At 46.6% G+C, this 13644-nt stretch carries 13 protein-coding genes; 10 read left to right on the top strand and 3 right to left on the bottom strand.

The genetic code is table 11. From position 1 onward, the window contains the following. From COT43_02840 to COT43_02810, 7 genes are all read left to right on the top strand, one after another. Positions 1-1852: hypothetical protein (locus COT43_02840; GenBank protein PIS29955.1), on the top strand; the 1852-nt coding region annotated here is incomplete at its 5' end. A 72-nt stretch (positions 1853-1924) separates the two neighbouring features. Continuing rightward, positions 1925-2458, top strand: coding sequence for a hypothetical protein (locus COT43_02835; protein ID PIS29954.1), 534 nt, complete (start codon positions 1925-1927; stop codon positions 2456-2458). Continuing rightward, the gene (locus tag COT43_02830) at positions 2445-3020 is read left to right on the top strand and encodes a hypothetical protein (protein ID PIS29953.1); all 576 of its coding nucleotides are present in this window, start codon (positions 2445-2447) and stop codon (positions 3018-3020) included. Before COT43_02835 ends, COT43_02830 begins: the two co-directional genes overlap by 14 nt. Before the next feature lie 28 nt (positions 3021-3048). After that, positions 3049-3549 carry a hypothetical protein gene (locus tag COT43_02825; protein ID PIS29952.1) on the top strand — a complete coding sequence of 167 codons (501 nt, stop codon included), beginning with the start codon at positions 3049-3051 and terminating at the stop codon, positions 3547-3549. Beyond that, positions 3546-4073: a hypothetical protein gene (locus COT43_02820; protein ID PIS29951.1), complete on the top strand. Its 528-nt coding sequence runs from the start codon at positions 3546-3548 to the stop codon at positions 4071-4073. Before COT43_02825 ends, COT43_02820 begins: the two co-directional genes overlap by 4 nt. After that, positions 4027-4923 (top strand): hypothetical protein, encoded by an 897-nt coding sequence (locus COT43_02815; GenBank protein PIS29950.1) that lies wholly within the window; start codon positions 4027-4029, stop codon positions 4921-4923. Before COT43_02820 ends, COT43_02815 begins: the two co-directional genes overlap by 47 nt. Then, the gene (locus tag COT43_02810) at positions 4920-5894 is read left to right on the top strand and encodes a hypothetical protein (GenBank protein ID PIS29949.1); all 975 of its coding nucleotides are present in this window, start codon (positions 4920-4922) and stop codon (positions 5892-5894) included. The genes COT43_02815 and COT43_02810 overlap by 4 nt, the downstream gene beginning before the upstream one ends. A gap of 140 nt (positions 5895-6034) precedes the next feature. Here COT43_02810 and feoB read toward each other — a convergent pair whose 3' ends face one another. The 3 genes from feoB to COT43_02795 form a co-directional block, all read right to left on the bottom strand. Beyond that, positions 6035-8152 (bottom strand): ferrous iron transport protein B, encoded by a 2118-nt coding sequence (gene feoB / locus COT43_02805; GenBank protein ID PIS29957.1) that lies wholly within the window; start codon positions 8150-8152, stop codon positions 6035-6037. Between the two features lie 68 nt (positions 8153-8220). Further along, positions 8221-9258 (bottom strand): hypothetical protein, encoded by a 1038-nt coding sequence (locus COT43_02800; protein ID PIS29948.1) that lies wholly within the window; start codon positions 9256-9258, stop codon positions 8221-8223. A gap of 326 nt (positions 9259-9584) precedes the next feature. After that, positions 9585-10091 carry a cob(I)yrinic acid a,c-diamide adenosyltransferase gene (locus COT43_02795; protein ID PIS29956.1) on the bottom strand — a complete coding sequence of 169 codons (507 nt, stop codon included), beginning with the start codon at positions 10089-10091 and terminating at the stop codon, positions 9585-9587. A gap of 108 nt (positions 10092-10199) precedes the next feature. Between COT43_02795 and COT43_02790 the strand changes: the two genes are divergently transcribed. The 3 genes from COT43_02790 to COT43_02780 all read left to right on the top strand — a co-directional run. Further along, on the top strand, positions 10200-11726 hold the full coding sequence (locus COT43_02790; protein ID PIS29947.1) for a hypothetical protein: 1527 nt from the start codon (positions 10200-10202) through the stop codon (positions 11724-11726). Between the two features lie 129 nt (positions 11727-11855). After that, a complete protein-coding gene (locus tag COT43_02785) occupies positions 11856-12929 on the top strand; it encodes a hypothetical protein (GenBank protein PIS29946.1) in 1074 nt (357 codons plus the stop codon). A gap of 83 nt (positions 12930-13012) precedes the next feature. Next, positions 13013-13644, top strand: a 632-nt coding sequence (locus COT43_02780; GenBank protein PIS29945.1) for a hypothetical protein, incomplete at its 3' end; no start/stop codon positions are given.

The following is a 13644-nucleotide window of genomic DNA, read 5'->3' as shown; positions in this document are numbered from 1 at the left end:
TGACTTTGTCGGTAAACCGGTTGTAAAAATCAAAGCGGAACCGATTCGTGAGGCAAAATTCGGTGATATGGTCGTTCTATTACGTTCTCGGACACACCAGTTAGAAATCGAATCGACATTTCGGAAATTCGGAATTCCCTTCTACGTCGCAAGCGGAATTGGATTTTATGATCGTCGGGAAGTGCAGGATATCGTCAATTTTCTTAAAGTTCTTCTGAACTTTTACGATGAAGTCGCGCTCATCGCTATTCTACGATCGCCGATGTTCGGAATAAGTGATTATACGCTGACGAAGTTCAGTTTTGGATCGGGATTATTCGAGGGAATTCGGAATTATTTTGCAGGAATCTTACCCAACGAGGTTTCTCTGGAAGTCGAAGAAAAAGCTCGGTTGGACAGGTTTTTTTCGGTCTATTCCGAACTTCGGGAAAACCTTTCTGGAACATCGACGGCGGAAATTCTAACGAAAATTATATCCAAGACTGATTATCTTACAATCATCGGTACATTGTCTGACGGCGATCAGGCTGTTGCAAATATTCAAAAACTCTGCGGGTTGGCTTTGGAGTGGAGCGATGCAGGCAACATTACGCCGATTGATTTTATTCGGAGAATCAGTATTTACCGGTCGATAGAGGTGCGTGAGGGAGAAGCAAATTTGTCGTCGGAAACCGGAGATGCCGTGACGATTATGACAATTCACGCGTCTAAAGGTCTGGATTTCCCAATCGTTTTTGTGCCGTTTCTTTCGTCAAAACTCAACATCAACAAAGACCGGTTGGTTTTTCATCAAGGCGAAGGCATGGCGCTCAGTCTGAAAATGCCGTTCGATGATCGCCAGTCATTCTTATATAAATACCTAAAAACTCGCGACGATAAACGCTCGCAGGCAGAAGAAAAACGACTGCTGTACGTCGCGGCGACACGTGCGCAATCGTTGCTGGTTTTTTCTGCCGACGAAACATCCCGCAAGAAAAAGAATTTGAATCAATCGATCTGGCGCTTTGTCAAACCGTATGTGGACGCTAATTTGGGAAAATCGCTATTCGTCATACACGAGAAAACAATTACGGAATTGTTTGAAAATTACCGGAAATCCGGATCGGCTGATTCATCATTGGAAAAGTCATCAACGGTCAATTTGCCCGACGATATTTGGAGAATGGTTGAGCCGGTGAAAATGCCCGTCAGTCAAGTGAAAATAACGCCGACGCGCTTCGCCGAATTTGTCGCAAAACGGTATCAATTTGTGGTAATCGCCGCTACGCCGGAAATGGATCGGCATCCGATTTCTCCGACTGAGATTGGAACACTCATTCATCAGATTTTCAGTCGATGGGACTTCCAGAACTTGGAAGATTTTACGCAAAAAACAGAGGAATCGCTCGCGTCGTTTCTGATGTCTATCGAAGAAAAAGACCAACTGAGAAAAATATTGTCCGATTGGGCGCTGATGGTACTTCAGGAGGGCAATCCGCTAAGAGCGGTGCTGAATTCGGCGACGGAAATTAGGCGGGAAATTGGAATTATTGGAAAACTTGTCGGCGTTATTGTCGAAGGAATGATCGATTGTCTTTTGCGTGATGCTTCGGATTCGTTTGGCATCATTGATTTTAAGTCTGACCGGATCGGTGAATCAATTCCTGAAGCACTGCTGGAAAAATATCGCGCTCAACTGGATTTGTATGCGTTGTTGCTAAAGAAATGGTCGGGATTGAACGTGACGAAGCATTATCTGTATTTTATCCGGCGTGGAAAGATTGTTGAAACGCTCGTGACTGATGAACGACTTGACCAAACGGAAAGAGATTTATCGGAATTTGTTAGAATTCAAAATGAGATGGACTCGTGATGCGGTACGGAGAAACATATTTAACTTTTATCGGGAAATAGTCGTCTAAAACGTTGTGTACGGGAATTTGAAATCTTGGAGCATCCAAAAGAGTTAAAAGAAAATGAAGTTACGTTCAACCAACTGGTACGTGAAAATCACCAGAAAATCTACAGTTTGCTCCGGAAAATGGTTAGAAGTCACGAAGAAGCGGACGATCTGATGCAGGAGACATTTCTGAAAGTGTACAAAAATCTTTCAAAATTTCGCTATCAATCTCAACCGGGGACATGGATTTACCGGATTGCCGTCAACACGGCGATCAACTATCTGCGACGGGAGAAATTGCATCAATTTTTAAATTTGGAAAGCGCATATTCTATTCGAGAAGAAGTGCCGAACTCTCCATCGGAAGAATTGAGAGAGATTCTCAGACGTGCGGTTGGAAAACTACCGCCGCGGCAACAGGTTACGGTAATGTTGCGAATTTATCAGGAGTTGTCTTTCAAGGAAATCGCCGCCATCATGGAGTGCACGGAGAACGCGGCAAAGGTGAATTTTTCCCACGCCGTGAACAACCTCCGAATATTGTTAAATAAAGTAGGAGTGAATTTTGAATCGTTGTAAAAACATCAGGGAATTGATTCCGTTACTAATCGAAGATGTTGCTTCGCCCGACGAACGTTCGCTGGTGGAATTGCACTGCGAGACTTGCGAATCCTGTGCTTCTTTTTATAAGGAAGCGTTGTCGATCCGCAAATCGATGATTGCTGAAAAGGTTGAGACGCCCGATGCTTATGGAAGCGAGTTAATCGTCAATCTCAACCGGCGGATCGATGAACGTCGAATCCGTCGTCGGATTTTTTGGCGAGCGATTCCGGCGTTCGGTGCGTTGACTGCCGTTGTTTTGACAGTCTCGATTTTTATGTGGGAAAACGTTCGCCAGAAGAACGAATCCATCGCCGCTTTATCGGGAAATGAATTGGCATTGAACGAGACATTTTTCGCAGAATTGTCGGATGCTCTGAATCTGTCGAATTCGGATGAAGAATATGAAAAAACCGTCGTGCGGTACATTCTCGAAGATCAGCAACAGTTACCGATCGACCGGTATGTTCTGGCGTCCAGCGCGATGGACGAGAGTGAATTCGAGTCCTTTGTTAATGAAATCAAGAGCGTTTCATTATGAAAAAATTGACGTGGTAATAGGAGCTGATATGAATAAAATATTTTTATACTTCGTCATTTTGTTAATTCCGATCGCTGGTGCATTTTCTCAGGAAGACTCTATGCACGGAATGGACAAGAACCGGCGGCAAAAGTTGGAAAATATCCGTATCTGGAAAATGACAGAGTTCTTAGACCTGTCATCCGAGCAATCGACGGTGTTCTTTCCGAAACTGCACGAATATGAAAAAGCGATTCGGAAAAAACAAGGTGAACGTAACCGTCTTCTTAGGGAAATGTTTGAAAAATCCGAAAAGCCGGATTTCAGCCCTACGGACGAAGATGTTCGGAAAACAGCCAGAAGATTGGCGGAAATTGAAACAGATATAGCAAAAATGAAAGAGCAATTCATCCTCGGCATATCCGACATCCTGACGTCTGTACAACAAATGCGATATATGTATTTTGAGACGCAGTTCAGAGAGTGTTTGATGCGGACGCTCGACGCCAAAGATCGACCCAAAAAACCTATAGACAGGGGAAGACCATGAAACATTTAACCGCATTCGTAATTGTCTTTTTATTTCTAAGTTCTCAGATTTTTGCCGCTCCACAGAGAATGATCGAGAAAAGAATTATCCGGCGGACACCGCAAGCCGGAATTGAAAGACCGCTTTTACAGATCGCCGATCGTCTTGAACTGACTGATGCTCAGAAAGAGCGGATGCATAAAATGAACACTGAATTCGCCAAGAAACGGATTCTACTAAATGCCGATTTGAAAGTTGCACGGATCGAACTCGAAGAGGCGATTCAAAAAGACGAAGCGAAAAAAGACATCGACATCAAAGTGAAAAAAGTGAACGATCTTCGCGGTCTGCTGTTCGTATTAAGTACTGATGAGCGGATGGAATTTCGGAAGATTTTAACACCTGAACAAAAGACTAAGATGAAAAATTTTCCGGAAACTGCTCCATTCGGAAGGGGCGTTCTGAAACCCGGAATGTCGCCGTATCCACCGATGATGGATGAATCCAACGAAGACTTTGAAGAAATGGAAGAAGAACATGAATAATTCCGCCGTGTTGCGCGTCCTCGACTGGATGAAGGAAATCGAGATCGGTTCGGGCGATTTGACGACGGAGAATGTTTCTCTGTATCCCGTTCACGTTCAAGGCGAATTGGTCGCTTTGGAAAGCGGGATTTTCTCGGGAAAAGAAGTCATCTCGGCGCTTTTCAGCCCGGCTGGCGAGCGCGTGAAATTACGCTGGAACCTAAACGAAGGCGACCTAATTCACGGCCAAACCGTCCTTTGTCAAATCGAAGGAAACGGCGCCGAAATTCTGAAACTTGAACGGCTCGTCACGTGGATTGTCGGCAGAATGTCCGGAATTGCCACGGCGACGCGCTCGGCGGTGCAATTTCTCGAAAAAGTTGGGAAAAAACTCGTTCCCGGTGCGAGCGTTTCACCGATCTTTGAAGTCATCGACCGAATTGCGCTGGAAACCGGCGGTTGTGTCAGTTCCAAACACGGACTGGAAAATGCGATTTACGTTACCCAAAACCATGTGAAATACGCCGGCGGCTTGGAAAAAGCGCTGAAACACCTTCAATCGGAAATCGGCGATATTCGAAAAAAAATCCGATTCGATGTAGAAGTCAACACGGTCGATCAATTTAAAGAAGCTCAAAAACTCGATTGCGATGCCATTCATGTTGTTGGCTTTTCGAGCGAGGCAATTCGGGAATTATTCGAGCACACCGATATTGTTAAAATGCCGATTCTGCATTTGAATACGATTTTAGATTTCCAGCCCGAATTTTACGATTATTTCTTTCGTAATTGCGCTATCGAAGCCTTAACCGGAAACATAAATCTAATAAAAAACCTACTAATCATTCAATATGAAGGAGAATCCAAATGAACGCAAAAGCTAGATTTGGCAGTGCCATCATGCTGATACTCGCACTTTTTATCATCGGCTGTGACTCGCCGACTTCCGGAAAGAACGACTTGATTTCAGCACTGAAAGAGATCGTAGAGTCGGACAACGCCGTTGTCACTGAAGGCATCAATGATTCTGGTGCAATGGAATCTGTTTACGAATCTCTGAGCGAATTGTCCGAAGCGACCGGCGATACTTTTCCAATGAATTATCGTTTAGTCAAATTCGGCAGGAAAATCGCGACCAAGCCGACCATGGAAACAGATATTACACTGGTTGACGATTCGTCGGCGACAGCATTGATAAAGACGACGACATCTGGGAAATTTATCGTGATTCTAAGAGATACAGTGAATCGCGGTATTGCCGATTCCGTTTCAAAACCATTCACCGAAATCGCCTATCAGCGGCTCAAACTTCATAAAGTAGCCGACACCGGCGACGATAGGAAAGACTGGCGCGTAACAGCATTTTCACCGATTATCTCTCGCACGGAGAACTGCTCTATCGAAATTACCCATCTTAGTTTGCGGGATGACAGTCTCACCATCGAATTATCTAACGACTCAGAAAATACTTTATTGAGCGTTTTCTTCGACCGTTCCAATATTGCGAGTCTGCGTCCGAGCGGAAAATATTCGGTCGAAATTGATGTCACCAATCCTGACCCCTTCTTTTATGAACCGGGTGAACTGGCGCTGGTTCACTACGGTGTGACTCGTGGCATGATGAAATTTAGACAACCGCTCGAAGATCCGGAAAATGACGGTTCATTCGTCGGCGAAATTCGACTTCATGGACAACGTTCACCGATGTGTCGCACCTTCTTTGATGTCATTAACTTGTCGTCTATTTTCGATAAAAATGCTCCGTTTGAAGCGACTTACTGGGCGTTTCCGTATCATGTGGGCAACAAACGCTGGAAATTCGGACATCATTCCGTACAATAAAGAAGCAATCTCAGAATAAGTTAAAAAGGCGGGGAATTTCCCGCCTTTTTAATTCAGTATTATCATCATTTTTTATCGGATTTAAATCTGAGGTTACGGTCGATTCCAACAATCAAGTTTAGTTTAGATTTTTTTGATTCTCAGAAAACGGATCGAAATAGCAATCCACCCTGAAAAATGATAACCGCCATTAAGAAAGCGAGCACCAGCGTATAACCTGCTTGAAAAAGCGGCCATTTCCAACTGCCGAGTTCCTTTTTGACCATGACTAAGGTGGCAAGGCAGGGAATATAAAGCATTACGAAAATCATCAATGCAAAAGCGATAAGCGGCGAGTACGCTGGATCGCGACTGATCCGCCAACCCACTGCTGTCATTTTCGCATGATCTTCCGGCGCCTGATTTTCTTCTTCGATGCCGTAGAGAATGCCTAACGTGGAAATGATGACCTCTTTCGCGGCGATACCAGCGACGAGAGTGACGCCGAGTTTCCAGTCGAAACCGGCTAATTTCAAGACCGGTTCGAGCCCGACTCCAATTTTTCCAGCAAAACTGGAACGCAGGGTTTGCTCCGGCGTTGTCAGCGGTGCGGATTGGCTTAGTTCGATTCCGGAATGTGCGGCGACTGGCTGAATTGTGGAGGCTGGTTTGGGATAATTGAGAGCAAACCAGATAATGATGGCCGCAGCCAAAATGATCGTCCCGGCTTTATGAATATAGGACAGCGTTCTCTGCCACATGTGGATCAGAACGCTGTGCGGGGAGGGCAGTCGGTAAGGCGGCAGTTCCATCACGAACGGACTCTGATCGCCCCTGAAGAAGGTTTTCCGGAAAAATAGGGCAGTCGTCAATGCCGCGACCCAGCCGAAAAACCACACGCCCCAAAAAACCAATCCGGCCTTTTCATGAAAGAAAGCCGCGGCTAACATAGCGACGACCGGCGTTTTGGCTCCGCACATCATGAACGGCGTAACCAAAATGGTGATGATTCGGTCGCGCCTATTGGCTAAGGAACGGGCGGCCATGATGGCAGGCACCGCACAGCCGGTTGCTAACATGAATGGGATAAAACTCCGTCCATGCAGGCCAAAGATATGGAATAACTTGTCCATGACGAATGCCGCTCTGGACATATAACCGGTGTCTTCGAGCAGGGACAACCCAAGCATGAGTAAAACAACTAATGGCAGGAAAACCAGTACGCCGCCTACTCCGGCAATCAATCCATCCGTTAAAAAATCCCGAAACTGTCCGGGAGGCATTGAATCCTTGATAATTTCTGATAGACGCGTAAACAAATCCGAGATATAACCGGCCAGGGGATTACCTAGCCCGAAAGTTGCCTGATAGATTAAAAACATCACCAACAAGAATATCGGAATGCCAAGAAATCGGTTGAGTACGATTCGATCGATGCGTTCGGTCAGATCGACTGCGGGACGAGTACGGGCGACTGTAACGGTTTCGCGGATTGTGCCATTGATGTAAGCGTAGCGTTGTTCGGCGATAATCGCGACGCTGTCGTCCTTAAAATGGTTTTCGAGATGTTGCCGGATGCGGTCAGTTTCTGCTAAAATTGTGGTAGCCTGTGTATGCCCATGCTGGACTTTTTGAATGGCGTCACGGTCTTTTTCAAGCAATTTGATTGCGAGCCAATGAGGCGGATATTTCCGAGTAAAAGCAGGATCGCTTCCCAGCAATGCGATGATCTGATTATGCGCGGTTTCGACATCATCGCCATAAGTTAAATGCCTTTGATCGACCGGTAGTTTTCCCTTAGAAACCTGAATAGCGGTATCCAGCAATTTTCCCAACCCAGAACCTTTATTGCCGATCGTTTTAACGAGCGGAATTCCCAGAATGGCGGACATTTGATTTTGGTCAACATGAATGCCTTTAGCCTCACATTCGTCGGACATGTTCAGAGCGCCGACTAAAGGCACGCCGAGTTCCTGAAATTGCAATAGCAGATAAAGATGCCTTTCCAGATTGGTCGAGTCCAGGACATCGATGATGACGTCCGGTTTTTCCTGGATGACAAAATCCCGGGCGACAATCTCTTCCATCGAATAAGCTGTCAGACTGTAAGTGCCGGGCAGGTCAATAATTTCTAGGAGATCATTTTTGTAGCGTATCCGTCCGAACTTTTTCTCTACGGTTACGCCCGGATAATTACCGATATGCTGATGCTGACCGGTGATAGCGTTGAAGATTGATGTCTTACCGGAATTCGGATTGCCAGCTAATGCGATGCGGATTGTTGTGGCATTATCAGATGAAGCCGTTGAGGCGTGGCCGTAACGGAGGCGGGCGCGACGATGAAAATTCAATTGAGGACCTCGGTTTCGATCAACCGGGCTTCACTGCGCCGGAGAGAAACGCGCGTGCCTTTGATCTCGACCTCGATCGGGTCTTTCAATAAAGCCTCACGGATGACCAAGCCGACTTCGTTTTTGATGAAGCCAAGGTCGATCAGGCGTTGCCAGATTTCGCCCTCGCCGCATACTTTTTTAATGCGGAAACGTTGACCGGTCGGGACTCCGGCTAAATTTGATGGGGTTACAACTGTTTCATTAGTATTCATATTTGTTTGCTGGTTTTCCGATTGAACAGCGACTTCGATCAGTCTCGCCAGTTCGGGACTGATTTTGCTCTGAAGCCCTTTTAATTTGACGATGAAGGGTTGATCGCCGACAGCCGACCGTTCCATTTTAATAGTAGCGCCCGGAACGAATCCCTGTCCGATGAGAATACGGCGTTTTTCTGCCTCTATGCCCAGAATCACGATGACGCCTTCCTGTCCTTCTGGTAAGTCCGCTAACCGGATATGTATGGTGTGATGGTCGGGCAGAGTATGCGGAAAGGCGATTTTGACGAAACAATCGTGGCACTCGGCGTGGTCAGGCTGGTTTTCCGCCGTCAGACATTGTCGGAAAATTTCAATCAGATTTTCATCGAAACGCGGACAGTTGGTTAAAAATTGGTAGAGCAGAATCAATCGTTCGAGCGTTTCTGCGCTAAGATGATGCTCCAGCGCGCATGCTTCGGCGTTGGCGGTATCGGTTGGTATATTCAGGATTTCCTGTAAAAAATAACGGAGGAATTGATGCCGGGCGGTTATTTGATGAGCGGTTTGCTCTCCTTGAGGGGTTAATTCGATTAATTCATGTGCGGAGTAATTGATCAGTCCGTCTTGCGCCAATTTTCGCATGGCTTCGCTGACGGTCGGCATGCTAACGTTCTTGCGCTGAGCGATTTCCTTAATGCGGGCGACGCGGTGGGAGCCGATTAGGTCGAGGATGATCTTGAGATAGTCTTCTTGTGCTTGGGAGAGATTCTGTTCGTTTAGCGCTTCATTTTTCATGCGGCGCTAATTTAATTAGGGCAACCTAATTTGGCAAATATTTTTTTGAAGACAGATTGAGAAGGATAAAAGTACTTCAGATACAAAAAGCAAACCATTTTCCAAAATGGTCGCCGATTACTTTAAGTTACTTGCCAAAAAGGAATTGACCGAAGAGACAGTGTTAGCGAAAATGCTAAATCTTAGTAATGCGCTCTCGTAAATTCTAATGTTGTTGAAACGGACCACAGGGGTTATCTCGAAGGTAAATATCCGTGGAAGTCTTAAACAGTAGATCTCCACTTATAAACTTGCGTCTGTTCTACTGACGTAGTCCAAAAAAACTGTCAATACTCGATTCCCGGTCTGGCTGGAATTCCTTTTTGATAATAGTGCTTGATCTCCTTCATTTCCGTCACTAAATCGGCGGCGGCGAGAATTTTCGGGTCGGCCTTTCTGCCGGTGATCACGAGTTCGACGCCTTCGGGTTTGGAGTGAATGAGTTCCAGCAGTTCATCAGCAGTGAACAGTTTGAAATAAATGGCAATATTTGCTTCGTCGAGGATGATTAGATCGTATTGACCGTCCGCGACGGCGCGTTTGGCTTCTTTCAAACCTTCCTGCGCGAGGCGAATATCCTCCAGTTCCGGCTCAGATCGGATGAAGCATTTGCGTCCGAATTGCTTGATAATAATCGCGGGTAAAAATTCGCGGATAGCTTTGATTTCGTTATAGATTTGACCTTTGACAAATTGGAAAATCACTACGCGAAGTCCCGCTCCGTAAGCGCGAAGCGCCAAACCCAACGCGGCGGTCGTTTTCCCTTTTCCGTCGCCGGTGTAAACATGAATCATTCCTTTCATCGTCAACCTTTCAAGTGAGACAATCGACTTTGAGTAATTTAATAAAAAAATTACCGAATTGGGCAGAGAAGTTCAACCCATCGTTGCTTTTTTGGGAAAATGCGATTAGTTTCCCGCATGAAAAAATCTGTGATTAAAATCCGTCTGGAGCCGCTGGGAAAGACGATTGAAGTCAAATCCGGCGTTTCCCTGAAGGATGTTCTCTGGGACTTCGGCGTCGAGTTTCCATGTGGTGGCGAGGGACTCTGCAGAGGTTGTTTGGTAAAAATCATTAACGGGAATCTGGAACTCAACGACGTTCAGCGGCGAAAACTCTCGGAGCAAGAAATCCAAGATGGGTTACGGATGGCATGTCAATGCCGAGTTTTTGAACCAGTGACGCTTGAATTAATACAGTTTGAAACTGCTATTCTTGGCGATGAAACGGGAATTCAGGCAAAATATGTCGGAGGGCTTGGCGTGGCAATCGATCTGGGAACGACGACGCTCGTCGTCCAACTGCTGGATATGCGAAACGGCAATATTCTTGGCGTTAGGTCGGCGCTGAATCCACAAGCCCAACATGGTGCGGACATCATGAGTCGCATCGACTTTGCTTTGAATAAAAGCGGTGCGGCGACCTTGCGAAATCTGATTCTTAAAAAACTTGGCGCAATGATCGGCGAATTGCTGACGGAATCAGATCTGCCGCTGAAAAAAATCGTCATCGTTGGCAACACGGCGATGCATCACCTGTTCAACGGTATCGATGTTTTGCCGCTATCACGATTTCCGTTTCAGCCTGAGCAGGACGGAGAATTCGTCTGGAAGGCGAGCGATCTGAAATGGAATTTTCGGAGTAATCCGGACGTTATCTTCTTGCCATGCCTTGGTGGATTCGTCGGAAGTGACTTGCTTGCTGGCATTATCACCGTCGGCATGTCGGAATCCGAAGAAATGATTGGCCTGATCGATCTGGGAACGAATGGCGAAGTGGTGATCGGAAATAAACGGCGAATTCTCTGTTCATCGACTGCGGCCGGGCCGGCGTTCGAGGGCGCAAAAATCTCACAAGGAATGCGCGCATCGACAGGCGCCATTTCAAAAGTGACTATTCGTGATAAACAATTGGCGTACGAAATCATTGGGAATGGTTTGCCGAAAGGAATCTGCGGAAGTGGATTGGTCGATGCTGTCGCCTGCGGATTGCAACTCGGTCGGATCGCTTCGAGCGGGCGGTTGTTGGATTCACGAAAAATATTGGAACTGATTCCGCCGGTCTCGATTACGCAAAACGACATTCGGGAATTACAATTAGCAAAAGCCGCGATTGCTGCCGGTGTGGAAATCTTGTTGAAACAATTGTCGCTCCAGAAATCCGATTTGCATGAAGTGCATATAGCGGGAGCATTTGGAAACTATATCAATTTATCCAGCGCCAGACGAATTGGCCTGCTGAATTTCAATGACAGTGTCTTAATTCAATCGGGCAATACGGCGCTGAGAGGTGCAAAGCTCGCGCTGTTCCGTGAAGATAATTTCGACGAAATCCTCCAAAAAGTTGAGCATGTTCCGCTCGCCGCGGATCCGGAATTTCAGGATATTTTCGTCGATCAGTTGGCCTTTCCGTCGGGTACGGATCGCTGAAATTTCAGATATTCCTTCTATATGGTTTTCCTTATCTGGCGAATCAAGTCCGAACCGCCACGTTAGAAATTTATATTGAAAAGGAAAATGAACATTCGGTAACTTTTCTGGCGATGAAAGAAAGCGTCGATGAACATCCGTATAGCCACTCCGAAAGATAACAGCGAACTACTGGAATTGTCGCGCGAGACACCAATGAATGCCTCATTGGTCGTGGGTGTCGATCGGTCGCCTGATTATTTTATTTTGGCGAATTTGCAGGGCGAAGATGCGCAAGTATTTGTCGCCGAAGAGCAGGGAAAGATTCTCGGCGCGGTCGGTTGTTCCTTCCGGTCGGTTTTGATTGAATACCAACCTCTGCGCATTGCCTATATCGGCGGCATTAAGATTCGCCATTCCGCCCGAAACGGCATAACGGCTTTCCGCCTAATGCGAGCCGTTTCCGATTTTCTGCTTTCCAGCGATGCGCGTTTCGGCGTAATCCTTGCCATGAAGCGCAATCAGGCGATGATTTCGCTCCTTTCCGGACGAGCAGGAATCCCGGGATTCGATCTGCTGAAGACTTTCCGGGTTACTTATTTGATCCCGTTTTTCCGGCGATCGACTTCCCGAAATCTCGAAATCCGAATCTGCCGTGCTGAAGATTTACCAGACTTGCGTCGATTGTTCATCGAGTTTTACCGGCAATTTGAATTGAATCCATTCATTTCCGAGTCGCATTTCGACCGGCTATTGACACAACCCGGTTTTTCGTTGGAGAATTTTATTGTGGCTGTGCGAGGTGGAGAATTGATCGCCGCGCTCTCATTTTGGGATCAGTCTGGTTTCAAACGCACCGTCATCGAAAAATATGGCGGCGCCGCAAAGACGGTTCGGTTTCTGACATCGCCGTTTCATTTGTTGCCGCCAGAAGGCGAACCGATCGCCGAAATCGCCGTTCGGCATGTTGTGTTTTCCGAAGGATGTGATTTCGCCGTCCGCGATCTGGTGCGGTTTATAGTTGCGAAGAACCGGAAAAAATATCGCCTGTTTCGGTTCGGATTTCCCGACAGCCAATTAGTCTCGTCAGCGTCGAGAGGTTTCCTGCGTATCTCGATTCCGGTCAATTTGTATGCGGCATTTCGGAAAAACGATTCGGAAAAAGATGCGATGATTCGACGCTTGCAAGACGCGCCGATCTGGGAGGATTTATCGCTTCACTGAAGGAAAATAATCCGAACGAGATTTTTGTCATCTGCAACTTACTGGCTTGCGGAGGGAAAGCCGTCAGTCGTTGGAAGGCGTTTATGGAAAGAGCCGAATCGTTCGGTCTGCAAGTCGATGCTCGGGAAACGACCTTTTCCGGACATGCGACGGAAATTGCGCGGACGGAAGCCAAAAACGGCAGGCGCCAATTTTATGTTTTCGGCGGCGATGGCACGCTGAATGAAGTTCTCAACGGCGTCATGGAAAATGACCGTCTTATTTCACCGGATATCGAATTGATTTATTTAACAGCTGGAAGCAGTTGCGATATTGCCAAACTCTTTCCGGAACGAACTCCGATTACCGACGATCCGAGAAATGCCGTTTCCTATCTCGCCGACGTCGGGAAAATCGAATGTGTCAAAGATGGGAAGGAAATCGTTCGGTATTTTCTAGCAAATTCCAGCATCGGAGTGATTAGCCGGTCGATCGAAGTCTTTAACGTCAAGACAACGTTCCAGTCTTTTCTGAAGCGTTTGAACATTGATGTCGCCGCGCTGTACGCCGGACTGAAAAACGTCTTTCAGTTCGGAAACATGACCTGCTGCCTGACTTTCGACGGTCAGGAATTTCCTGAGAGAACCATCAAAAACATGACAGTCTTCAAGTGTTCCTACTTCGGCGGCGGAATGAATTACGGCATTCCATCGACTTATGACGACGGTTATTTGCA

This window comes from Candidatus Marinimicrobia bacterium CG08_land_8_20_14_0_20_45_22, from assembly GCA_002774355.1.
In the GTDB taxonomy this organism is placed as follows: Bacteria; Fidelibacterota; UBA2242; order UBA2242; family UBA2242; genus 0-14-0-20-45-22.
Note: the sequence above shows the minus strand (reverse complement) of the source record. Positions and strands in the feature narration are given on the sequence as shown.